The following is a 21,008-nucleotide window of genomic DNA, read 5'->3' as shown; positions in this document are numbered from 1 at the left end:
GGAAAAATTAGGGGTATAGACAATCTGAATTACAATCTCTATATCATAATTTTAGGGCGACTTGATCACAGTTGAGACAAAGATGACACTTGATATCAGAGGAAGCATAAAAAACACAAAGCTTAGCTCCAACCCTTATGTTGTTTTTGAAGAATTAATTTCCAACGCCATAGATGCTTACCTCATACGGAAGGATCGCGAACCTTCTGCACCGAGTATGCAGGTTGAAATAGAGGTCGATTTTTCGCCTGTAGATATGCTTGAAGATAGGGAGGAAATGGCGATTTCCTGTACAGATAATGGATGTGGTTTGGGAGAAGAGCAACTCAAGGCTTTTCTGACCAAAGATACATCTTATAAAGATGATCTCTCCATTTCAGGGATTGGCAAGTGCAAGGGGGCAGGTCGAATACAGTTTTTCCATCATTTTTCTGCTCTCTCGATTGATAGTACCTATCGTGATGGAAAAAGTATCATCAAGTGCGAGATGCATTATTTAGAGCCACAGAAGCAGATTAATGCGGATGATTTCAGTTTTACTACTGAGAACGAGGGTGCAGTCGGCACAATTGTCAGGCTCGAAAAACTCAAAGAGCCTGTGCGAAACCGAATTGTGCAAAGTGACGCATTAAGTGCGCTTTTTTCTGCATCGACCCTCAAGAAAAAAATACTTGTTGCTTTTCTACAGCGATTGATAGGACTTGATTGTCGTCTGGGTGATTTTGAAATAAATTTCAGGACGAGCCACTGGAAGGGAGCAGAACAGAGCGACAGTTTGAGACGTTCTGATTTGCCCACTGTGACAGACAGCCGTGTAATCAGCGTTGAAGAGCGTGACTCGCGTACAGGTGACAACCTTGGTACATATCAACATTTCAAACTTTCTCATTACCAGCTTGATGCTGGGCTGTATGGCCTTCCCAGAAATGCCATAGCATTTTGTGCGAAGTCATCCCCAGTAAAAGATATTACGCCTCGATATTTACGAACTCGAACGGAGCAGAACCATCCCGTAGGTGGTTTTCATCATATCGTTTTGATCGAGAGCGACTATCTGGATCAGCATGTGAATGAGCAGCGTGACGATTTCGATAACATCCCAGCAGAGCTCCCCTGTGATGATATGTTTTCGTCTGAAAAGATTTCTTATGCTGCAATTCATGATGCAATTGATCCAGTTATTCACGCAATGGTTGTGCCTGCGAACTGGAAAAAAGAAGAGGTTCTCAAAGAAATCACCGAACAATTTGGGGTCAGTGAAGCTATGCTTCAGGATACATCAACCCGTATCGTTTATGGCGAATCGGCACAAACAATTGTCGAGCGTGTCCTGAAGAAATATCAGGAAAGGGTTATTGATGAAACCGCCGAAATATTCCATCTAAAGGAAGAAATAATCCAAGTTGAGCCAGATTCTGATGAATTTCGGAAAAAGATCAATGAGCTTTCATGGAAATACACTTCATCGCTCAAGAATTTTGATATGGCGAATTTGTCTCAACTCATTGTTCGTCGGGCAGCGATAGTCGAAATTCTGGATTTGGCATGCAGTAAAAGTCTTGCGATGCAGACTGTCACTGATAATGGCCGACGTAAAGATGAGCGAATCATTCATAGTATTTTCTTCCCAATGCGAAAGGACAGCACTGAGTGTGTTGATCACGATATTTGGCTTCTAAGCGAGGAATATCATTATTATGACTATATCGCTTCAGATATCCCACTTGCACAAATTGAGTGGGACACTGGTGGGAAAGTATTTGAAAGCGATATTGATCAGAGTTTTCAGAAATTACTTGCAGAACGAGCCAGCGATAATGGAGCAAAAAGGCCTGATATAGCCCTTTTTAGTAAGGAGGGGTCAGCAATAATCGTTGAATTTAAGGCACCAGGTGTTTCAATGGATGCGCATACTGGAGATCTCTCAGAATATGCTCATCTGCTTGCTGCAAAGTCGGGTGGAAAGCTCAAAAAATTCTATGGTTATCTAATTGGCGATACAGTAAATCCTTTACGCCTGAGTGGATGGACATCATTTCCGACAGGGAAAGGGTGGTTCCGGTCAGATACGTTCTCAGATCCTAGTACCAGACAACCGCTTGGCGAAATTTATTTTGAGATACTGCACTTTAGCGATGTGATAGAACGAGCGAAGAAGCGGATTGGTGTTTATCAAAGCAAACTCAAGTTCAACCTGGATATCTCACAAAATGATCATTGAGCTATATCAGGCACAACAGCCTGCATACGGTTGAGGTAAAGATTTGATGGAGTGAAGTAAGTAAAAAAATTAGTAGTAAATTCAAATTATTCACGAGGGTAGTTATCGACAGTATTAAATATTCATGCAGCGTCAACTCGGAGCTGGCGGGGCAGGCACGTCAATATCTGGCAGAGCAGGGGGCGTATGACCTGTGGCAGGCACGGCAGCGCCAGTATCCACCGATCACCCGATTGATATAATTCGCATAAATAAACCTTACCTGTCCATTGAATTCCCCCGGTGACTTTCTTAGAATCCGGAGCATAAAAAACAGTCACTGCGCCAGCATAAAAAGTCATAAGACACTGGCAGCTCCCGTTGCACGATCTTTTTGTTTATTTGTTTCCCTGTTTGTATTTCCACCAGTCGAATTGCGCTTTACCGAACACCCTCCGGCAAGGAACGGCCTTTCGGAGGCAAACCACCCAAAGGACAAGACTGACATGGCAAACAACATCTATGTGACCATTACAGGCAAAAAACAGGGACTCATCTCAGCCGGATGCTGCACCCTCGACTCAATTGGCAACAAATACCAGAGCGGACACAAAGACCAGACCTTTGTCCTCCAGTTTGACCATGCCATCAGCCGCAGCCAGCACACCAGCCATCACCCGGTCAAATTCTGCAAACCCATCGACAAATCCTCCCCGCTCCTTGGTATCGCCATCACCAACAACGAAGAACTCGAACTCCTGTTTGACTTCTACCGCACCAGCCAGACCGGCACACAGGAAAAATACTACTCCATCAAACTCACAGGCGCGACCCTGACCAACATTACCGTGTCCTACCCGCATGCCCTGACCCACGCGGACAACCAGCCCGAAGAAATGATCTCCATTGGCTACAAAAGCATCGACTGGAAACACCACATCGCCGGAACTGGCGGCTACAGCATCTGGGACGAGCGCGTGTATTAAGAGGAGGGGAGTCCATGAGAAACACCATCGTTGCCCGAAACAAATTCTGTGACATCCGGCAGGCCGGATTCAGAAAGTGGGAAGAAGTCGATGCACTATTATGGAAACTGACTCGAAACAACCCTGAGCGCAAAAGCGGAGAATACTACTCAAACGCTTACAAAGACGCCTACGTCGGATACAACAAAGAAAAAATCATCAAATACGCCTATCAGGCAGGCATCCTGCCCGAACTGTTGGGCGGCGTCGCCTGGATCGAATCAGGCGGAATGCCCGAAGAATACAAATTCCAGGTCTTGGAAATAAAACGTGTGCTGCGCCTGAAAGCCTACCCGACAGAAAAAACCTCCTTTGGTTCCGTTGCCATGCAGCTCCAGGTGGCCGCCAGAACTCTGGGTCTTAACCCCCATACCCTCACAACCCGGGATCAGCTTGAACTGGCAAGCTGCCTGATGGAAGACGATTTTAATCTCTGGATCGTTGCACAACACCTACGGGACATGATCCTTTATGACTACCCCGACACCGCAACCCTCTATCTGACCGACGAACAATACATGCTAGCCGGGATCCGTTACAACCGGGGTACAGAAAGATCTCTCAGCGATTTTATCCGCTTCATCCACATGAAACCGCCACGCGGTTCCATTGAGTTCGACTACATCTCCTACGGGGCGCGAATCCTGCAGATTCGGAACCACATCAGAAAACTGCTGGGGCTGATATGAAAATAGACAAAGAAAAAATCATCGACCTCCTTTCCATGGTGGGCTACTTTGCATTTGCCTACTTTGCCATTGAATTCTTCTCGCTCAACAAATACGACTGGATGCTTGAACCGGGCGACAGCGTGTGTAGCATTCCCCATCAGTCATTCGGTAACCGTAGTATCCAGGCAGGCATTGCTGCATTCTTTCTGATCACCCCACTGCTGGTTGCACTCTTGCGCAACCTTTACATTGGCAACCGATACAAGACAGGGTATTACGCTGCCGTAATTCTGGGCGTTGTTCTCTACGGTGGGTGGATATTCTTTGGCCGGTTTGTTGTGTGCTAATGTAGTCCCCCCTGAATTTAGTCTTACCGCTTAATGGAGTTCTCTGGTTAAAATGCAACCAATGGAGGCTCATCATGAAGAAAGCGCGTTTCACTGAAACTCAGATCCTCAGGGTCCTGAAAGAAGTTGAAGGGGGTCGGCATGTGAAGGATGTGTGCCGTGAAAACGGTGTGTCGGAAGCCAGCTATTATAACTGGAAATCTAAATACGGCGGCATGGAGTCCTCTGATATCAAACGAATGAAAGAGCTGGAAGAGGAAAACCGTCGGTTAAAGCAGATGTATGCTTCCTTGAGCTTAGATCATGAAATTCTTAAGGATGTTGTTTCAAAAAAACTTTAACGGTACCCGAAAAGCGTGAGTTGGTGCGTTACGTCATGACGGAACATCAGGCCAGCGAACGACGCGGGTGCCGGATTATCGGTATCAGTCGAAGCCTGTTGCATTATTGCCCGAACACAGTACGGGATCTGCCTGTGGTTGAGGCGCTACAAAAACTGGCGCATCAGTATCCGGCCTATGGTTTTGGACTTATGTTCAATAAGTTACGCCAAGCAGGATTACTGTGGAATGCAAAGCGGGTTTACCGGATCTATCGATTGTTAAAACTCAACTTCCGACGCAAAGGAAAAAAACGCTTACCGAACAGGCATCCACAGCCGTTGGTTATTCCACATAAAATGAACCACTGTTGGTCAGTTGATTTTATGAGTGATGCCTTGAGCGACGGGCGGCGATTCCGGTTATTTAACGTAGTTGATGACTTTAACCGGGAAGCACTGGCAATCGAAGTTGACTTGAATATACCGGCTCATCGTGTTGTGCGCATTCTGGAGCGATTAAGTGCAGAACGCGGCTACCCGACTTATATACGAAGTGATAACGGGCCAGAACTCACTGCCGCAGCCTTATCCGAGTGGGCAGAGATGCATGGAGTGATACTCGATTTTATTCAGCCCGGAAAGCCGATGCAGAACGGATTTATCGAGCGATTTAACAAAACGTTGCGAACAGAAATACTTGATATGTATCTGTTCAGAACATTGTCTGAAGTACGTGAACTCACAGAAGACTGGCGCACAGAATATAACGAGGAACGCCCACATAGCTCACTGGGTGATATGCCACCGGTTATCTATGCGAGGCAAAAACTGGCCGGAGATCCTCATTGGCGGTGTACTAAAAACTGGAGGGACTACACCAGAATCACCCACAAACCCTATACCCTCAAAGATGGGGAGGGATCTGCCTCAACATCACCCGCCAGCACGTTCTTGCTGCTCAACACAAAACCGAAAAACGCGATGCGCTCTCAACCGCCTTAAACGAACTCGGCCATCAAAAAGAATGGATCGAAGCCCAGCTCTCCTACAACGGCAGCAGATGATGCAGGAATGGAAGAATTGGCTGGATGAGTGGCGGGAACTGGCAACTGAGCCCCAAAATCCGCCAATGACAGAAGAGCTGACACTGCATAACAAGAAACATGCCTGAATAGGGCTGTCAGAACGGTACAGCGGGCTGACAGCCTGGAAAACCGCCCTTTGTGCGAACAGATATATACTATGCTTCCTCGAATAGACGAATCACCATCAGGCCGTGCCCCATGGTCGCCCCCGCTCGAATTGATGCCGCAATTGAAATCAGTTCTGCGAGTTCTTCGGCAGTAGCCCCTGCTTTCTTGGCTGCTCTCGTATGGACATCAAGGCAATAGGAGCATTGTGTAGTAAGGGCAACAGCGAGCGAAATAAACTCCCTGACTTTAGGTGGGATAGTACCGTTCGCTCGCTTTGCGGTGTGGTCGAAGGCCATGAATGCCTCACCTTCTTCTTTCGCTAAAGTGAGAAGCTTGGAAATATGCTGAAAATCTTTGGGGGACTGGTACTCACTCATGACTGATATCCTTGTTTTCAAATGAAATTGATTTACGTGATTGCAGCCTTTCGAACAAACTTGCTAGCCAACACATCGGGCATCCACGTAAAAGCATAAATGCAGCACCGAGTAGCAGAATAAAAACCAACGCATGCACATGAGCTAAAAATGCAGTAATAAGAAGAGCAAGTGCGGCGACACCACGAAGCAAATGGAGAGTGATTGATGTATTGCAATACATATTCATTTTTCCCTAGTAACTTTTGAAGTCGTTGTAGCGTTCCAATATCCACCAGCCACCAGTTTCTCTCTCACCATGGTTCGGGCGCGATGTAATCGGCTCTTTATTGCTTCAACAGTTATGCCTAGCTGAATTGCGACCTCTTGTGCCGTTAGCCCTTTCACATCGCGTAAAATTAGTACTGCACGATAGTTATCGGGGAGCGCTTCTATTGCAACGGTAAGATCGGTTTGTAAGTCTGTCGTGGTTAGCGGAGCCTGAGTTGCCTCTGAATCCACGGCGTGCAGAGGTAAGGTGTCCTTGCGCCCGGTAAACAATCGGTAGCATTCCCTTTCAACGATACGGAATAGCCAAGTCGCAAACGCCCCTATCGTCCTTAGAGCCCCGATTTTTGTATATAATTGCCATAAAGCAATTTGCACGGCGTCTTCGGCATCCTCACTATTGGCGCAAGTTCTCCTCGCAAACCGTTTTAGGTCTGGTTGGCAAATTGTCAGTAGCTGAGTGATTGCGGCCTTGTCGCCAGCGCAGGCGGCCTCAATAAGCCGATCAGAGACGCGCATTATCTCGTCTCCTCTCTAAAGCTTTTTTTCCCGAAAGTGTGCAAACTGAGCAAAATATTAGAGTAGTGCGGATAAGCTTCTCGGTACTGGGTAGATTGGACTTACAATAAAACATATACATATCCTCATAGTTCAGGAACGGCACTACATTGAAGATATAGAGGAGCAATTACACTAAAAGGATTCATTTTTTATATATCTCGGCCTCTATAAGCTATTAAGAGATGCAAATGTGCGTTCTAAAGAACCAATGAAACAGATCGCCTGCTAGACTGCATTACGCCTCTGGGCATAACCCTGGAATCTATAAAAAGAAATAGCTTGTTTCCACCTGCATCAATACTAGCCTTTGTCCATAATATCTGGCTGCATCAGCAAATGCCCATGAGCGACCTTGCAATTGAAACCGGCATTTACACACATCCTTTAGGTCATGTAACTAATTAATTTATTAAAGGTTTAAACCTATCTTGCGTAGCCCGAGAACAACACAAGGGAGTAGTTGTAACAGCAATGTGCGGGTGTTACGTTGAACCAACCAAAATTGAACAGGGAGGCTTTTGGTATGGCAGATGCGGCAAGTAATGGCGTTAATCGTGGACATTTAACATTTAATGCCGAAGGCGATAATGTCCGTAGCTCTCCGAATTATTCCAGAGTGATCCATTATCCTCAGCATGGCATTTCAGGGGTGACAATAGGCCGGGGTTACGACATGGGGAGCCGGTCACAGGGACAGATTTATTTTGAGCTGACACGTGCCGGAGTACCGCACGTACAAGCTCAAGCCATCTCACAAGGTGCAGGGTTAAGAGGTCGTCAGGCAGCGCAATTTGTACAACAGCAACGCGTCGCCATAGGTGAAATTACCGAGCAGCAGCAGGCGAGCCTGTTTAATCAGATTTACCCAGCTTATGAGAGCCGAGCTCAGTCAGTGTACAACACGAAAACAGCAAACATTCAGAATCGACCTGACTGGTCGGAACTTCATCCAGCGATCCGTGATGTACTGGTTGATATCATTTATCAGGGGTACAGAGCACAAACCACGATGCCAGTAGCAGCAGGAAATGATATTGACAGTATGATTCAATTTATACGCAATCAAGCTGAATTGTCTGTTGATGAGGCGAATAGAGACCGTGCGGGATATCTGGATTCAAACAGGGGAAGAAGATGAGAAGAGTTATTATTTTTGTGTTGGCCTGTTTCCCGATTCTGTCCTACAGCGCACAAACACTCAATGAGTTGCGGGATAGAAATCCCCAGCTATGCCAGGATATAAAAAAAGAAGATGGAAACTCAGGGATATGGGAATGCCTGACGCGTTTGCAGGCTGACTCAGAAGCACAACTAAAAACCAGATTAAAGGAAGTTAGAGCAGAGTTAAAAGAAATAGGATATGAACCATATCAGAAAGCATTTGAAAAAGATCAGTTGGCGTGGGAGGCCTATAAAAAGACACGTTGTGAATATCTAACGGCTGGTACCCTAAAAGATTCTGTTGCTTTTGATTTACATGGGGCTATGTGCAACGCATCAGAAAATTACCGGCGTATTGATACACTGAAAAATGAACCGCCATTTTCATGATGCCACCAAGTTTTTGGCGAAGTGGATCGGTAAAGGTAAAGAGGCAAGGATGTCTCCCTGTTCTTTTTGAGGCTGTAAACGAGATTGTGTAATTGCCTGGTATTCCCCTGTCCTTTATCGGATGTCTAGTCCTTGAAAAACGTCATCTGCACATTGCCTCGGCCAAGTGTCTGGGCCAGGCTGCTTGGGTCGTCTATTCTGCCGAGACGGGTGTATGAGTAGGGCGAATCGAAGGTCCGATAGAAGACAACTACGGTGCGCGCGCCCCACAGCAGGAGGTCACCGTTGCGGATTGTGCCGGACTGGCTTGCATTTGTGGGCAATCCCTTTAGCAATTCGCCGTGTTTCTCGTTACCGTTGAGTTCCTCCATATCCAGTGCCAGTGGCAACATGGCGGCGAATGCATGAGCGGCATCGGTATCAGCCAGAGTGATGGAGAAGCGATGTTCGCCAACGCTCATCCATATGCGTGATGTTTCCGACCCCTTGGATGCTTGAGCAACAGAGAGAGCCGCTTGGGTTGCATTGCAAGCACACAGTGCAAGGAAAAACAGTGGCAGACCAAGCCCGAGCCGCCACATGAACAGTAGATGTCTGGCGTGACGGCGATCCGCTATGGGCAGAGAAGTGTATGGGCTCTCTGTGCCGGGCTCAAAGATTTTGTTGTCCATGGATTCTCCTTGCTATATAGGCATGGCTCAGATGCCCTGCTGTATTTGTGCGCGCGATGTCTGAAAGGCCAGGAAAGCACCGAATAGCAGCATAACTGCGCTGGCTACAAAGGTACTTTGGTATCCGCGGATATCGAACAGTACCCCTCCAACGGTCGAGCCCAATGCGATGGCAAACTGGATGACGGCCACCATCAGCCCTCCTCCTGCCTCGGCGTTGTTCGGCATGGCTTGTGCAATCCAACTCCACCAACCCACCGGCATGGTCGTTGCCATCAATCCCCACAGACTCAGCAGCACGGTCACCGGAACAACCCAGGCTCCGAGCGGAATTAATCCTACGGCAATCACTGCCATCAGGATCGGAATGGTGATAAGCGGAGCGTACAAGCTCCGTTTGAGGATCGTACTGATGACCAGGGTGCCGATAAAGCCTGCTATACCGATGACCAGCAGCAGTAGCGATAAGGTGGAAACGCTGACGTGCGTGATGATTTCGAGAAAGGGACGCAGATAAGTAAACAGGGCGAACTGCCCCATGAAGAAGGCGCCACACCCTGCCATGCCAAAGGCGACGGCGCGGTTCCTGAGCACCTTGAACACATTGCTGGAGCCAGAGGTGCGTGCATCTGCCTGCATGGATGGCAAGGCGATCCATTGCCAGGTCAAGGTGATCAGCGCCATGGGCACCAGAGCGAAGAACGCGCCGCGCCATCCGACGATGGAACCCAGGTAGCTTCCTAGTGGTGCAGCAATCACCGTCGCCAGTGCGTTACCACCGTTGAAGATGGCCAGAGCTTTGGGTACTTGATCAGAGGGCACCAGGCGCATCGCCATGGCGGTCGACATGGACCAGAAGCCACCGATTACTACTCCAATAAGCGCACGGCCAGCCATGTAAATCAGGTAATTTGGTGCAAGCGCCACGATAGCGCCGGAGATCCCCATTAGAACGGTCAGTACCAGCAACAGCGTCTTGCGGTCCATGGTGCCAGCCAGCGCTGAAATCGACAGGCTGGTCAGAACCGCGAATGCACCGGATATCGTGATGCTTTGACCAGCCATTCCTTCGGTTATCCGCAGGTCGGTGGCGAGCGGTGTCAGAAGGCTGACGGGCATGAATTCGGAGGCAATGAGTGTAAATACACAGAGCGACATGGCGAAGACGCCGCTCCAGTAAGCGGGTCTATCACTCGTTTCAATTGTGCTCTCCATAGAGGCGTTAGAAATGTCAGGTGCCATGAAATTCTTCGTATGTTTTGATGCTTATAGGAAATCGCTATGCGTGTCCGAGTGGGCGAGCATGACGAAGTGAAAAACAGCTACGCGTCAAAATAACCGGAGCACGTTTGAATTCAGTTCGGCTCCGGCTCCGGCTCCTGTCGTGGGTGCCCCGTCTGCTTCAAGCCATCATGCAGGGCTTGTCGCTACCAGGTGCTGTTTGAAGAACGCAGTCAGCTTGTCGAACGGAATTACGGCCATTTGGTCGTACAAATCCGTGTGATTGGCACCTGGAATAATCATGAGTTCTTTTGGCTCTGCCGCCGCGGCATAGGCGGTTTCGCTGAAATAGCGTGAATGTGCCTTTTCGCCATGGATGAACAGGACCGGGCGCGGCGAAATTTCCGCGATGTAGGTCAGGATCGGCATGTTGATGAACGAGAGCGGTGTGGTAACCGTCCATGCATTGCCTGAATTGACCGCGCGTGGATGGTAGCCGCGCGGCGTTCTGTAGTAGTTATGATAGTCCACCAGGAACTGTGCTTCGCCCCCCTTCAAGTCATTGTAGGGAGCTTGATAGGCTGGGGTTCCCTTTTCCGCATCCACCCACCGCTGCTGGCTCAGTTGCTCCAGCGTTTGCGTGCGTTGTTTGAGTGTCACACTGTCGTTGTAGCCCTTGGAAATGACGCGCGTAATGTCGTACATGGTGCTGGCGACGACCGCCTTCACGCGTTTGTCTACGGCGACGGCATTCAACGCCATACCGCCCCAGCCACAGATACCAATGATGCCAATACGCTCGCGATCAACAAAAGGCAGCAGGCCGAGATAGTCCACCGCTGCGCTGAAATCTTCGGTGTTAATGTCCGGTGAGGCGACATCGCGCGGCGTGCCTCCGCTTTCCCCGGTATAGGACGGATCAAAAGCCAGCGTGACGAATCCGCGTTCCGCCATGGTTTGTGCATACAGACCCGATGACTGCTCCTTCACCGCCCCAAACGGGCCGCTGATGGCAAGCGCGGCCAATTTGCCATGGGCGTTTTTCGGCTGGTACAGATCGGCCGCCAGGGTGATGCCGTAGCGATTTTTGAAGCTGACTTTCTGGTGGTCAACTTGGTCGCTTTTGGCAAAGGTTTTGTCCCATTTGTCGCCGAGTTGAATGGGTGGCGACTGCGCGAAAGCGTGCTGCGTGGCGAGCACCCCGACGCTCAAGGCGGCAATGCCAGCGCCAGTCACTTTCAGCAGATTGCGGCGTCCTGGGTCAGTTACACTCTGACCCGCGAATGTGTTGCCGGTTTCATTCTTCTTGGTCATAGAGACTCCTCTGAATAAGCCGTATTCAAGCGGTAAGGGTGGCGTTGTCGATCACGAAGCGATACTTGACGTCGCCTTTCAACATCCGTTCGTAGGCAGCATTAATCTCGTCGGCGCGGATTAACTCTATGTCCGAGACGATGCCGTGCTCGGCGCAGAAATCGAGCATTTCCTGGGTCTCGGGGATGCCACCGATCATCGAACCGGCGATGGAGCGGCGTTTGAAGATCAGGTTGAACACTTCGGGAGAAGGGTGCGGCGAAGCGGGTGCTCCCACCAGCGTCAGGGTGCCATCGCGCTTGAGCAGCGCCAGGAAGGCATCCAGGTTGTGCGGTGCTGCTACGGTGTTGACGATCAGGTCGAAACTTTTGGCATGGGCTGCCATTTCATCGGCGTTGCGCGAGACTACCACCTCGTCCGCCCCCAGCATCTTGGCATCTGCGCGTTTGGATTCGGACGTGGTGAAGGCGACCACATGTGCGCCCATCGCATGCGCCAGCTTGATACCCATGTGGCCCAGGCCACCTATGCCGACGATACCGACCTTCTTGCCAGGCCCTGCGTTCCAGTGGCGCAGCGGCGAGTAAGTGGTGATGCCCGCGCATAACAGCGGTGCCACAGCAGCAAGCTGTTCTTCCGGGTGGCGGATGCGCAGCACATAGCGTTCGTGTACGACGATCTTTTGTGAATAGCCACCTAGAGTCCAGCCGGGTTCGTCTGGCGTTGGGAAGTTATACGTGCCGATCAGGTTGTCACAGTAATTTTCCAGACCAGCATCGCATTCCTCGCAGTGCTTGCAGCTATCGACAATGCAACCGATACCAACCAGATCGCCCGGCTTGAATCCCGAGACGTGCGCACCGACGGTAACCACACGCCCAACGATCTCATGGCCGGGAACGCATGGGAATTGCGTGCCGGCCCATTCGGTACGTACCTGATGCAAGTCAGAGTGGCAGATACCGCAGTAGGCAATGTCGATCTGCACGTCGTGCGCGCCCGGTGTGCGGCGGGTGATCTGCAAGGGTTCAAGGGGTTTGTCACCGGCATAAGCGCCATAGGCATTAACTTTCATGGTGCATTCCTTCAGTGGTTATTGGAAATAAAGCGTGCCGATATGGACTTTGGTGATATCTGTTAAACCATCGTCCTTCGTCTATGTATTACTGATGAGTGTATCTTCGGCTTATCGCTCAGATTTTCGATAGCAGAATCCTGCACATTTCTTGCCTGATCCTCCGGCATTGCGAAGGGGTATACGACACTCGGGAGGCGTTGGTGTATTCTTGAATCGTGGAAGATTCTGGGAGATGCCTATGTTGGTTCAAGAACCGCTTGAGCAACACCCTGATCCGTTGTTGAGTGCTATGCACACGGATCTGGCCGATATCATTGGAAAATGGCTCAAAAGAGAAGGTGATTGCTCAACCCTGATCAAGAATCTAACCTTCTTTCGGAGAGAAGCGCTGAGCGAACCCTGCGCATGCATGATCGAACCCAGCCTCGTTTTTGTGGTTCAGGGCGCTAAACAACTGCTGATTGGCGACCAATCGTTTGCCTACGATACCCGAAATTTTGTGCTCAATTCACTCGATATTCCAGCCTGTTCACAGGTTCTTGCTGCGAACACGGCCAAGCCCTGTCTGGGCTTGGCGCTCAAGCTGGATTTTCGGGTGATGGCAGAGCTCATTGCACAGAGCGGCTTGCCACCCCCCCGTGAGCGCACTAACGAGAGGAGCACGGCTCTGGGCACGATGACACCGGCGTTGCTGGAACCATTCGGGCGCTTGCTGGCTTTGCTTGATGAGCCTGATGCGATAGCGGTGCTCGCACCACTCATTGAGCGGGAGATTCATTTCCGCTTGCTGACGAGCGACCTGGCCGCACGCCTCTGGCAGATTGCCTCGGTGGGCAATCAGAGCCATCGAATCGCCAGGGCTATCAATTGGCTGAGGGTAAATTATGCCCAGCCGTTAAGCATCGACGAACTCGCGACCCATGCGCAAATGAGCACATCAACCCTGCATCACCACTTCCGCTTGCTGACCGCGATGAGCCCCTTGCAGTACCAGAAATGGCTGCGCCTGAACGAGGCAAGGCGGCTTATGCTAAACGAGCGTTTTGATGCCGCGAGCGCAGCGTTCCTTGTTGGTTATGAGAGCCCATCGCAGTTCAGCCGTGAATATGGCCGTCTCTTTGGCGTGCCACCAAAGCGTGATATTGATGCCCTGCGTCGCAGGGGGATGGCACAGTAGCAGTAACGTACCGTTAAACGGTATACGTAGTGTGATACAGGAGTTTGAAGTGTACTGGTTCATACTTAAGCAGACCGATGACGTAAAACGAGCAAAAAAGCATTTTACGTAGCCTGCCAACTGCTGGTTCGGATGGGGGCATCGGAAATGTCATGGCTCGGTGATTCCGTTTCATCCATATGAAACCGCTACGTGACTCTAGCGAATCCCCTGATACGGCCTTCGGCCTTGTCGGTTGCAGTTACAGCGCGCCCTTGATGCGGCATAACAAGAAACATGCAGCTAGAGGGCTGTCAGAATGGCACAACCGGGCTGATAGTCTGCCAAAGGCAACCCTCATAACCACCACCGATTTTATTTTAGAGCGACCTGTGTGAGCTCATGAAGTCAATGAATGTCCGTAGCTTGGGTATTGTCTGTCTGCCGGAAGGCCAAACCATTGAAAAGGCATCCGTGTGGGCAATAAAGCTGTCTAGCACGCTCCGCAGTGAACCTTCTTCCAACGCGGTATTGACAGAAAAATCAGGTACCCATGCAAGGCCCACTCCCTGTTTTGCGTAATGAATACGGGCTTCCAGACTATTGCAGATCATTGCCGTTGGCAGGCTGAGTTCTTTGATATTGGCTTCCGATGAGAAACACCACTTTTCGGTTTTTCCAGAATGGGGGAAGCGGTAGTGCAGGCATGCATGGTGTTCCAGTTCGGATGGATGTACAGGGATGCCTTTCCGATCGAAATAGCCCGGTGAGCCAACGATTTTCCCTTTGAAACCGAGCAGCCGTCGCGCAGAGAGCCTGGAGTCCTGAAGGGGGCCTGTGCGAATGACGATATCAAACCCTTCGGCAATGATATCGACCAGGCGATCGGTAAACTCCATATCTAATTGCACAGCAGGGTAACGGGAGCTGAAATCTGACAGGATCGGGAGTAAAAAAACCACTGACCATCGGTAGGCTGATCCGCAATACGCCCTGAGGTTGCACGATGGATTGACCCAGTTTTGATTCCACGGACTGTAACTCAGCCAATACTTTGTGACAGGTTTCGAGATAAATTTTTCCTTCGGTTGTTAATGAAAGACTGCGGGTACTACGGTGGAAAAGCCTGACAGAAAGGCGCTGTTCGAGTCGTGAAATACTCTTGCTGACGGCCGATGGAGAGATGCCTGCCAAACGTGCGGCATCAACGAAACTGCCAGATTCGGTAACCTGTACAAACAGGGAAACGCCATTCAGATAATTCACGAACACTCCAATTCATGACATGAATGTCATTAAAGAAACAAATTTATCAGTATTTTTCCTGATTCGGTAGCGGGATATTCTTTCCTTTTTCTGGAAAAGGAGCATGTATGAAAACGATTGCATATCGGAAAGGCAGCGTGGTCAGCGATCCGCACGCTTTGTATGATATTGAAACAGAGGTTCCCAAACCTGGTCCCCACGATTTGCTAGTGCGTATTCGGGCCGTCTCTGTCAATCCGCTGGATACAAAAGTGCGTAGCGGCCTGGTGATGGTACCGGATACGGTTGGCACGCTGGGATGGGATGCCAGTGGTGTCGTCGAATCGGTGGGGGCTGAGGTTTCATTGTTCAGACCGGGTGATGAAGTTTTTTATGCTGGCTCTTTCCATCTGCCCGGCAGCAATGCCGAGTTTCATTTGGTCGATGAACGTATTGCTGGCGCAAAACCCCGCAGCCTAACCTTTGCTCAGGCCGCCGCCATTCCACTTGCAGCATTGACAGCATGGCAATTATTGTTTGAACGATTGGGAGTACAACCGACTGGAAGGCTTGAACAGATGGCCGACGGCGAGGCAGGGTGTCTACTGGTCGTCGGGGGAGCCGGAGGGGTTGGTTCCATGCTCATCCAGCTTGCTCGTCGTTTAACAACATTGACCGTTATTGCATCCGCTTCACGTCAGAAAAGCCAGGATTGGTGCCTGTCTCTGGGCGCACACCATATTGTTGATCACCGTCATTCACTTAGTAGGCAAATCCGTTCGCTCGGCGTGCCGAGTGTGACACATGTTGCATCGCTGACGCATACGGCCAGCCATCTGCCAGAGCTGATCGAATTGCTGGAACCACATGGAAAACTGGGGGTGATTGATGACCATTTATCTTTCGACGCAGCTCCACTCAAGGCTAAAAGCCTGTCATTACACTGGGAAATGGTGTTTACACGGCCACTGTTTCAGACCCGTGATCTCATTGTTCAACATCAGATATTGGGTAAAGTGGCTGAGCTGATAGATCAGGGGCTATTGCAGACAACGTTGACAAAAACCATCACACCCATGAATGCGGAATCTATGCGTGAAGCACATCGGCTGGTGGAAGCAGGTGATACGATCGGCAAGGTTGTCGTTGCGGATGCAATAGCCTAAAACAGCGGCAGGAAGCAGCAATGTAGGTGTATAGAGAAAGGGAGTTCTCTATCATTTCCTGCTTTCCTTAACACGATATAAAAAGAGATATGCTTGGGCATTCAGAGTATTTAAGCCCACAGACAGGCCCATCGAATAAATTTCTTTATCAACTGACTGCACGTGTCTTTGCTCTTAAGGGGGCTTCAACGAACAGTTGAGGGTGATAAACGCGCGCTAAGAAGCGTCAGTTTTTGGGGCGATATTTTTCGTTGTGGTTTCGATAGTGACAGGATCGTTCTGAACGGCTTGCAGTAATGAATCAAGTAGACCGGGAAAACGGGCATCCAGGTCTTCGCGGCGCAAAGACAGCAAATTTTCGCGCCCGTAAGGCCGCTGCCAGATCACACCACTGTCACGCAGTACCCGCCAATGATGTGTCAGAGTGGACTTCGAGATACCTTGCAATATTGAGCCACAAGAATGCTCACCGCCACCCGCAAGTACCCGCACTACGGTTAGACGTAGTGGATTACCCAGTGCAGTGAGGACGTTTTCCAAGTGAATTTGGTTACGGTCAGGATGATTAGCAGTCATTTTGACAACATATCGAATAGTACGAGGACAGTCAAACAGAAACTCAGATATGAAAATTGGTGATAAGCATGGTGCTTGACAATTGTACTGGTAAATACGTACAGTTTTATTGTTCGTATTTACTCGTACATTAGCCTTTTGCTTGGAGTGTTCTTTATGTCTTCAATTTCTTCCCCAACAGCCAAACACCATGCTTTGGGCTGGAGCCTGGCTTTGCTAGCTTTTGCCCAACTGATTATCTCGCTGGATATTAATATTGTTTTTGTGGCCTTACCTGAGATCGGTGCGGGCCTGGGTTTCTCTGAGCAGACGCTGCAGTGGGTGGTGAGTGCCTATACGGTGTTCTGTGGCGGTTTTTTATTGTTGGGGGGACGTGCTGCTGATCTGCTGGGGCAGCGGCGTATGTTCATCTTTGCTCTGTGGCTTTATGCATTGTCATCATTAGTTGGAGGGCTTGCCTGGAGCCCAGCGGTCATCATTGTCGCGCGTGCAGTGCAAGGTATTGGTGGGGCGCTATTGTTTCCTTCTACTCTGTCGCTTATTAACAGGTTATTTAATGAAGGGGCACCACGAAATCGTGCTCTGGCGATCTGGGGTGGGGCAGGAGCCAGTGGTTTGACGCTCGGTTCGTTGGCGGGGGGAATGCTGACCAGTACTTTTGGTTGGCCTTCAGTCTTTTTTGTCAACGTGCTGCTGGCTGGTATTGCCATTGTGGCCGCGTTTCTGGTGATCCCCAAAGATACCACTAGCCAGGAGCGGCGCAGTTTTGATCTACCTGGAGCACTGACGGTGACAACAGGGGCAACACTGCTGGTTTATGCGCTGGTACAGGGGCCGGAAGATGGCTGGGATGCTATGCCTATCGTGGTAGCTCTGGTACTGGCAATCTTATTGTTACTGGTCTTTGCGTTTATTGAAATACGTAGTCGTGATCCATTGATGCCAGTACGACTCTTTAATAACCGCAGCCTCGTGGCAGGTATGATCATTACCTTCCTGTATATGGGCAGTTTTGGTGCATTACCCTATTTCTTGACCGTATTATTCCAAAATGTACTCGGCTACACGGCCTTGCAGACAGGGCTGGCTTTTATTGTGCCATCGTTGGCAATTTTCATGGGGACGCAATTGGGTGCCCGCTTGGTAAACCGCCTGGCAACGCGCAGTGCGCTGTTACTGGGAAGCCTCATTGGCATTGCTGGAACGCTGGCGATGGCGCAGGCTGCTGTTGCCAATGCGAGCTATATGATGATTTTACCAGGATTAATTGTGTCCGGTATTGGTCAGGGTATTGTATGGACGGCGATGTGGATTGCAGCCAGTACAGGGGTAGCCCACCATGAACAGGGGATCGCTTCGGGTATGGCATCAACCACGCTTAACGTAGGTAATGCGATAGGTCTTGCAGTGTTGGTGGCTTTAGCCAATTCTGGGTTGTCAGGGGTAAGCGGAGAACTCTTGCGTAGTGGCCTGGCACAAGGAGCACAACAGGCATTTTATCTTGCGGCGATCGGTATGGCGTTGGGGCTGCTGGTGGCACTGACTTTACCGAATAAGAGGCAGAATTCTGCGCAGTCGGGTGTGGAGGCCTAATATGACGAGATGGATTAAGCGTTATATAAAATAGTTCGCTGTTATAGCACTGCGCCAGCTCGGTACAATCGGGCTGGTCGTTTTCCTGAGCTGGCTTGGTTCCCAAAAGCCGTTATGGAGGTGGTAGTTAAAACTATCATGATCATAAAGTAAGCATTTGGCTTAAGATGGCGATCTTTCTTGAGATAAGGGGGTTGCTAAGGCTGAACTATTAGTAGATAATGCAGCCCATATTGATAGATTATTTCGTTAAAAACGGTTAAATATCAATAGATTAAAAAAGGGTGTGAGTTTTCCAGGCACTCTTGGAATTTCAAAGGTCATCGTGTTATTTGTTGACCGGATGCTGTAAGCATCTCAATGCGGGAATAGCTCAGTTGGTAGAGCACGACCTTGCCAAGGTCGGGGTCGCGAGTTCGAGTCTCGTTTCCCGCTCCAAGATTATGTTTATGGCGTTCCGTCGAACGCCATAACTCCCTGAAAGCAAAACGTTAAATCTGTTTTCATCTTCCAGCGGGAATCAGCGGATTCCACCAAAATCCGGCACACAGCAGTCCACAAACCTGTCCACAAAAAGCGGAGTGCAGGGAGTGCGGATTGTTGCTGGAAACCCGAATCGCACGAGCCAAAAATCCGTTCCTGACCCCCAATCAGGAGCAGCCCTATGGCCCTCACCGAAATCACCGTGCGACAGGCACGCGCCACCGGCAAAGACTACACCCTGTACGACAGTCACGGACTCTCACTCAGCATCAGAGCGCAGGGTGGCAAAGCCTGGCTCTTCCGTTACCACTGGCACGGACAACAAAAACGTCTGTCACTCGGCACCTATCCTGCCATCGGCCTTAAAGCCGCCCGTCAGCGCCGTGACGAAGCCCGAACCCTTGTGGTGCAGGGCATCGACCCGCGCACCCTGCGCCAGCCTAAGACTTCACCCTCTGTTCTCACCTTTCACACCGTCTACCAGCACTGGTATGACTTTCGCGCCCTCAGCCTTAAAACAGGCCGCCAGAGCACCCTTTCACAAATCGAACGCATCTTCAAAAAAGACGTCCTCCCGCATCTCGGAGAGCGTCCCATCCACGACATTAAACGCACCGACCTGCTCAATGTCCTGAACCGCATCGAACAGCGCCGGGCCTACACCACTGCTGAAAAAGTTCGCACCTGGTTCAAACAACTCTTCCGCTACGCGCTCGTCAAACACAACCTCGACACCCACCCGGCGACCGAACTCAACATCGTCGCGCACCCCAAACCGCCGGTGGCTCACAACCCCTACCTGCACATGCACGAACTCCCGGCGTTCCTGCACACCCTGCACCAGTACCCCAGCCTGATAACCCAGCTTGGCATCCGCTTGTTACTGCTGACTGGTGTCCGCACTGGCGAACTCCGCCACGCCACCCCTGAGCAGTTCGACCTCCCCAACAACCTCTGGCTCATCCCCCCGGAAAACGTCAAACAACTCCAGCGCCAGACCAAAGAAGGGAAAGCGGTGCTTCCCTACATCGTCCCATTAACCCGACAGGCCCGTCTCATCATCGACTACCTGTTCCAGCAAAAGACCTCGGCCCAGCACTACCTGCTCCCCAGCCGCAGCGACCCCAAACAGCCCATCAGCGAAAACACCCTCAACGGCACCCTCAAACGCATGGGCTACACCAACCGCCTCACCGGTCACGGCATCCGCGCCACCCTCTCAACAGCGCTGAACGAACTCGGCTACCCCGGCGAATGGATCGAAGCCCAGCTCTCCCACGCCGACCCCAACAAAATCCGTGCCGCCTACAACCACGCCGCCTACATCGAACAACGGCGGAGCATGATGCAGGACTGGGCCGACCGCCTTGACCAGTGGGAACAAGAGGGCACACAGAACGGACAAACAGAACCTGTCCCCGTCATTCCAGCAAAGCCGAAACCTGTACCGTCCCAGCCCGACAGTCAGCAGCAAGAAACTGCTGCTCAAGCGCAGAATGCACCCAACCCCATCCTCACAATCATTTCGCGCAAAGAACAGCGCCCCCAGCCGATGCTCACCGACATCCAGCGCCAACGGGCCAAACAGCTTGAAACCTTCGAAGCCGCACACAACCTTCCGCTTCCCGCCTTCGCTCGACTCGCCGGAAAATCCCGCGACCAGATCACCCGCGACATCAAAGCCGGGCGGCTTCTTGCCCTGAGTCTCGGCAAGGCTCCGTTGATTAAACACATACTGACCCACACTCAAGGCACCGACCCTTGGCACCTCTACCATGCTTTAACTGAACCCCTGGAAGAAGAGGGCGGGGCCGTCATTGACCAGCTTACCGCGCAGAACCTTAAAACCCTTACCCGGGAATTGTGCCGCCAGCTGCAGCGGACCTGACACACCATAAACCAGTCAGAACAGTACGGCGCATGCACCGTACTGTTTCCAAACAGACAGGGGAACCGGAACAGGGTGGTATACCGTGGCGCTATACCCAATG

The 21,008-nt window shown here is 50.6% G+C and carries 20 protein-coding genes, 1 tRNA gene and 1 pseudogene; 13 read left to right on the top strand and 9 right to left on the bottom strand.

Annotation, left to right across the window (positions count from 1 at the left end):
• Positions 1-82 precede the first annotated feature (82 nt).
• From Z042_RS01530 to Z042_RS26220, 6 genes and pseudogenes are all read left to right on the top strand, one after another.
• A complete protein-coding gene (locus tag Z042_RS01530) occupies positions 83-2,221 on the top strand; it encodes an ATP-binding protein (protein ID WP_024910582.1) in 2,139 nt (712 codons plus the stop codon).
• Positions 2,222-2,706: 485 nt separating this feature from the next.
• Positions 2,707-3,186: an Hcp family type VI secretion system effector gene (locus Z042_RS01525; RefSeq protein ID WP_024910583.1), complete on the top strand. Its 480-nt coding sequence runs from the start codon at positions 2,707-2,709 to the stop codon at positions 3,184-3,186.
• Positions 3,187-3,200: 14 nt separating this feature from the next.
• The gene (locus tag Z042_RS01520; RefSeq protein WP_024910584.1) at positions 3,201-3,914 is read left to right on the top strand and encodes a hypothetical protein; all 714 of its coding nucleotides are present in this window, start codon (positions 3,201-3,203) and stop codon (positions 3,912-3,914) included.
• Positions 3,911-4,243, top strand: coding sequence for a DUF2645 family protein (locus tag Z042_RS01515; protein ID WP_024910585.1), 333 nt, complete (start codon positions 3,911-3,913; stop codon positions 4,241-4,243). The genes Z042_RS01520 and Z042_RS01515 overlap by 4 nt, the downstream gene beginning before the upstream one ends.
• 74 nt (positions 4,244-4,317) lie before the next feature.
• Positions 4,318-5,402: pseudogene (locus Z042_RS01505) on the top strand (IS3 family transposase); the annotation flags it as partial.
• Positions 5,403-5,589: 187 nt separating this feature from the next.
• Positions 5,590-5,736, top strand: a complete 147-nt coding sequence (locus Z042_RS26220) for a hypothetical protein (RefSeq protein WP_162149764.1) — start codon at positions 5,590-5,592, stop codon at positions 5,734-5,736.
• Positions 5,737-5,805: 69 nt separating this feature from the next.
• Here the strand turns inward: Z042_RS26220 and Z042_RS01500 are convergent, their stop codons facing one another.
• Positions 5,806-6,135 carry a carboxymuconolactone decarboxylase family protein gene (locus Z042_RS01500; protein ID WP_024914286.1) on the bottom strand — a complete coding sequence of 110 codons (330 nt, stop codon included), beginning with the start codon at positions 6,133-6,135 and terminating at the stop codon, positions 5,806-5,808.
• A 225-nt stretch (positions 6,136-6,360) separates the two neighbouring features.
• Positions 6,361-6,921: an RNA polymerase sigma factor gene (locus tag Z042_RS01490; RefSeq protein ID WP_045784773.1), complete on the bottom strand. Its 561-nt coding sequence runs from the start codon at positions 6,919-6,921 to the stop codon at positions 6,361-6,363.
• 565 nt (positions 6,922-7,486) lie between these two features.
• Here Z042_RS01490 and Z042_RS01485 point away from each other — a divergent pair.
• Positions 7,487-8,101, top strand: a complete 615-nt coding sequence (locus tag Z042_RS01485; RefSeq protein WP_024914288.1) for a pesticin C-terminus-like muramidase — start codon at positions 7,487-7,489, stop codon at positions 8,099-8,101.
• Positions 8,098-8,514, top strand: coding sequence for a lysozyme inhibitor LprI family protein (locus tag Z042_RS01480; RefSeq protein ID WP_024914289.1), 417 nt, complete (start codon positions 8,098-8,100; stop codon positions 8,512-8,514). Before Z042_RS01485 ends, Z042_RS01480 begins: the two co-directional genes overlap by 4 nt.
• Positions 8,515-8,639: 125 nt before the next feature.
• On the opposite strand, the gene Z042_RS26440 is transcribed toward Z042_RS01480, so the two are convergent.
• The 4 genes from Z042_RS26440 to Z042_RS01460 all read right to left on the bottom strand — a co-directional run bounded on the left by Z042_RS26440 (position 8,640) and on the right by Z042_RS01460 (position 12,795).
• Positions 8,640-9,185, bottom strand: a complete 546-nt coding sequence (locus tag Z042_RS26440; RefSeq protein WP_236849209.1) for a cyclophilin-like fold protein — start codon at positions 9,183-9,185, stop codon at positions 8,640-8,642.
• A 27-nt stretch (positions 9,186-9,212) separates the two neighbouring features.
• Entirely contained in the window at positions 9,213-10,427 is a 1,215-nt protein-coding gene (locus Z042_RS01470) for an MFS transporter (protein WP_024914291.1), read from the bottom strand.
• Between the two features lie 168 nt (positions 10,428-10,595).
• Positions 10,596-11,720: an alpha/beta hydrolase gene (locus tag Z042_RS01465; RefSeq protein ID WP_024914292.1), complete on the bottom strand. Its 1,125-nt coding sequence runs from the start codon at positions 11,718-11,720 to the stop codon at positions 10,596-10,598.
• A gap of 25 nt (positions 11,721-11,745) precedes the next feature.
• On the bottom strand, positions 11,746-12,795 hold the full coding sequence (locus Z042_RS01460) for an NAD(P)-dependent alcohol dehydrogenase (protein WP_024914293.1): 1,050 nt from the start codon (positions 12,793-12,795) through the stop codon (positions 11,746-11,748).
• A gap of 241 nt (positions 12,796-13,036) precedes the next feature.
• Here Z042_RS01460 and Z042_RS01455 point away from each other — a divergent pair, with 241 nt between their 5' ends.
• Positions 13,037-13,975 carry an AraC family transcriptional regulator gene (locus Z042_RS01455; RefSeq protein ID WP_024914294.1) on the top strand — a complete coding sequence of 313 codons (939 nt, stop codon included), beginning with the start codon at positions 13,037-13,039 and terminating at the stop codon, positions 13,973-13,975.
• A gap of 359 nt (positions 13,976-14,334) precedes the next feature.
• Here the strand turns inward: Z042_RS01455 and Z042_RS26435 are convergent, their stop codons facing one another.
• Both Z042_RS26435 and Z042_RS26430 read right to left on the bottom strand, forming a co-directional pair.
• Complete coding sequence (locus Z042_RS26435) at positions 14,335-14,853, bottom strand: LysR substrate-binding domain-containing protein (protein ID WP_236849208.1); 519 nt, start codon at positions 14,851-14,853, stop codon at positions 14,335-14,337.
• Positions 14,807-15,220 carry a LysR family transcriptional regulator gene (locus tag Z042_RS26430; RefSeq protein ID WP_236849207.1) on the bottom strand — a complete coding sequence of 138 codons (414 nt, stop codon included), beginning with the start codon at positions 15,218-15,220 and terminating at the stop codon, positions 14,807-14,809. The genes Z042_RS26435 and Z042_RS26430 overlap by 47 nt, the downstream gene beginning before the upstream one ends.
• Positions 15,221-15,327: 107 nt before the next feature.
• On the opposite strand from Z042_RS26430, the gene Z042_RS01445 reads away from it, so the two are divergent.
• On the top strand, positions 15,328-16,365 hold the full coding sequence (locus tag Z042_RS01445) for a zinc-binding alcohol dehydrogenase family protein (RefSeq protein WP_024914295.1): 1,038 nt from the start codon (positions 15,328-15,330) through the stop codon (positions 16,363-16,365).
• A 216-nt stretch (positions 16,366-16,581) separates the two neighbouring features.
• Here Z042_RS01445 and Z042_RS01440 read toward each other — a convergent pair whose 3' ends face one another.
• Positions 16,582-16,941, bottom strand: a complete 360-nt coding sequence (locus tag Z042_RS01440) for an ArsR/SmtB family transcription factor (RefSeq protein ID WP_024914296.1) — start codon at positions 16,939-16,941, stop codon at positions 16,582-16,584.
• Between the two features lie 156 nt (positions 16,942-17,097).
• Here Z042_RS01440 and Z042_RS01435 point away from each other — a divergent pair, with 156 nt between their 5' ends.
• From Z042_RS01435 to Z042_RS01425, 3 genes are all read left to right on the top strand, one after another.
• On the top strand, positions 17,098-18,534 hold the full coding sequence (locus Z042_RS01435; protein ID WP_024914297.1) for an MFS transporter: 1,437 nt from the start codon (positions 17,098-17,100) through the stop codon (positions 18,532-18,534).
• A 362-nt stretch (positions 18,535-18,896) separates the two neighbouring features.
• A tRNA-Gly gene (locus Z042_RS01430) sits at positions 18,897-18,972 on the top strand.
• A 226-nt stretch (positions 18,973-19,198) separates the two neighbouring features.
• Positions 19,199-20,905 carry a tyrosine-type recombinase/integrase gene (locus Z042_RS01425; protein WP_024914298.1) on the top strand — a complete coding sequence of 569 codons (1,707 nt, stop codon included), beginning with the start codon at positions 19,199-19,201 and terminating at the stop codon, positions 20,903-20,905.
• Positions 20,906-21,008: the final 103 nt, after the last annotated feature.

Source organism: Chania multitudinisentens RB-25 (genome assembly GCF_000520015.2).
Classification (GTDB): Bacteria; Pseudomonadota; Gammaproteobacteria; order Enterobacterales; family Enterobacteriaceae; genus Chania; species Chania multitudinisentens.
The sequence above is the reverse complement of the archived record's forward strand: the minus strand, read 5'-3'. Positions and strand labels throughout refer to the sequence as shown.

Coding starts and splice junctions, on each gene's coding strand:
- Z042_RS01530 (WP_024910582.1), top strand. CDS start 83: ATGACACTTGATATCAGAGGAAGCATAAAAAACACAAAGCTTAGCTCC.
- Z042_RS01525 (WP_024910583.1), top strand. CDS start 2,707: ATGGCAAACAACATCTATGTGACCATTACAGGCAAAAAACAGGGACTC.
- Z042_RS01520 (WP_024910584.1), top strand. CDS start 3,201: ATGAGAAACACCATCGTTGCCCGAAACAAATTCTGTGACATCCGGCAG.
- Z042_RS01515 (WP_024910585.1), top strand. CDS start 3,911: ATGAAAATAGACAAAGAAAAAATCATCGACCTCCTTTCCATGGTGGGC.
- Z042_RS26220 (WP_162149764.1), top strand. CDS start 5,590: ATGGATCGAAGCCCAGCTCTCCTACAACGGCAGCAGATGATGCAGGAA.
- Z042_RS01500 (WP_024914286.1), bottom strand. CDS start 6,135: ATGAGTGAGTACCAGTCCCCCAAAGATTTTCAGCATATTTCCAAGCTT.
- Z042_RS01490 (WP_045784773.1), bottom strand. CDS start 6,921: ATGCGCGTCTCTGATCGGCTTATTGAGGCCGCCTGCGCTGGCGACAAG.
- Z042_RS01485 (WP_024914288.1), top strand. CDS start 7,487: ATGGCAGATGCGGCAAGTAATGGCGTTAATCGTGGACATTTAACATTT.
- Z042_RS01480 (WP_024914289.1), top strand. CDS start 8,098: ATGAGAAGAGTTATTATTTTTGTGTTGGCCTGTTTCCCGATTCTGTCC.
- Z042_RS26440 (WP_236849209.1), bottom strand. CDS start 9,185: ATGGACAACAAAATCTTTGAGCCCGGCACAGAGAGCCCATACACTTCT.
- Z042_RS01470 (WP_024914291.1), bottom strand. CDS start 10,427: ATGGCACCTGACATTTCTAACGCCTCTATGGAGAGCACAATTGAAACG.
- Z042_RS01465 (WP_024914292.1), bottom strand. CDS start 11,720: ATGACCAAGAAGAATGAAACCGGCAACACATTCGCGGGTCAGAGTGTA.
- Z042_RS01460 (WP_024914293.1), bottom strand. CDS start 12,795: ATGAAAGTTAATGCCTATGGCGCTTATGCCGGTGACAAACCCCTTGAA.
- Z042_RS01455 (WP_024914294.1), top strand. CDS start 13,037: ATGTTGGTTCAAGAACCGCTTGAGCAACACCCTGATCCGTTGTTGAGT.
- Z042_RS26435 (WP_236849208.1), bottom strand. CDS start 14,853: ATGGAGTTTACCGATCGCCTGGTCGATATCATTGCCGAAGGGTTTGAT.
- Z042_RS01445 (WP_024914295.1), top strand. CDS start 15,328: ATGAAAACGATTGCATATCGGAAAGGCAGCGTGGTCAGCGATCCGCAC.
- Z042_RS01440 (WP_024914296.1), bottom strand. CDS start 16,941: ATGACTGCTAATCATCCTGACCGTAACCAAATTCACTTGGAAAACGTC.
- Z042_RS01435 (WP_024914297.1), top strand. CDS start 17,098: ATGTCTTCAATTTCTTCCCCAACAGCCAAACACCATGCTTTGGGCTGG.
- Z042_RS01425 (WP_024914298.1), top strand. CDS start 19,199: ATGGCCCTCACCGAAATCACCGTGCGACAGGCACGCGCCACCGGCAAA.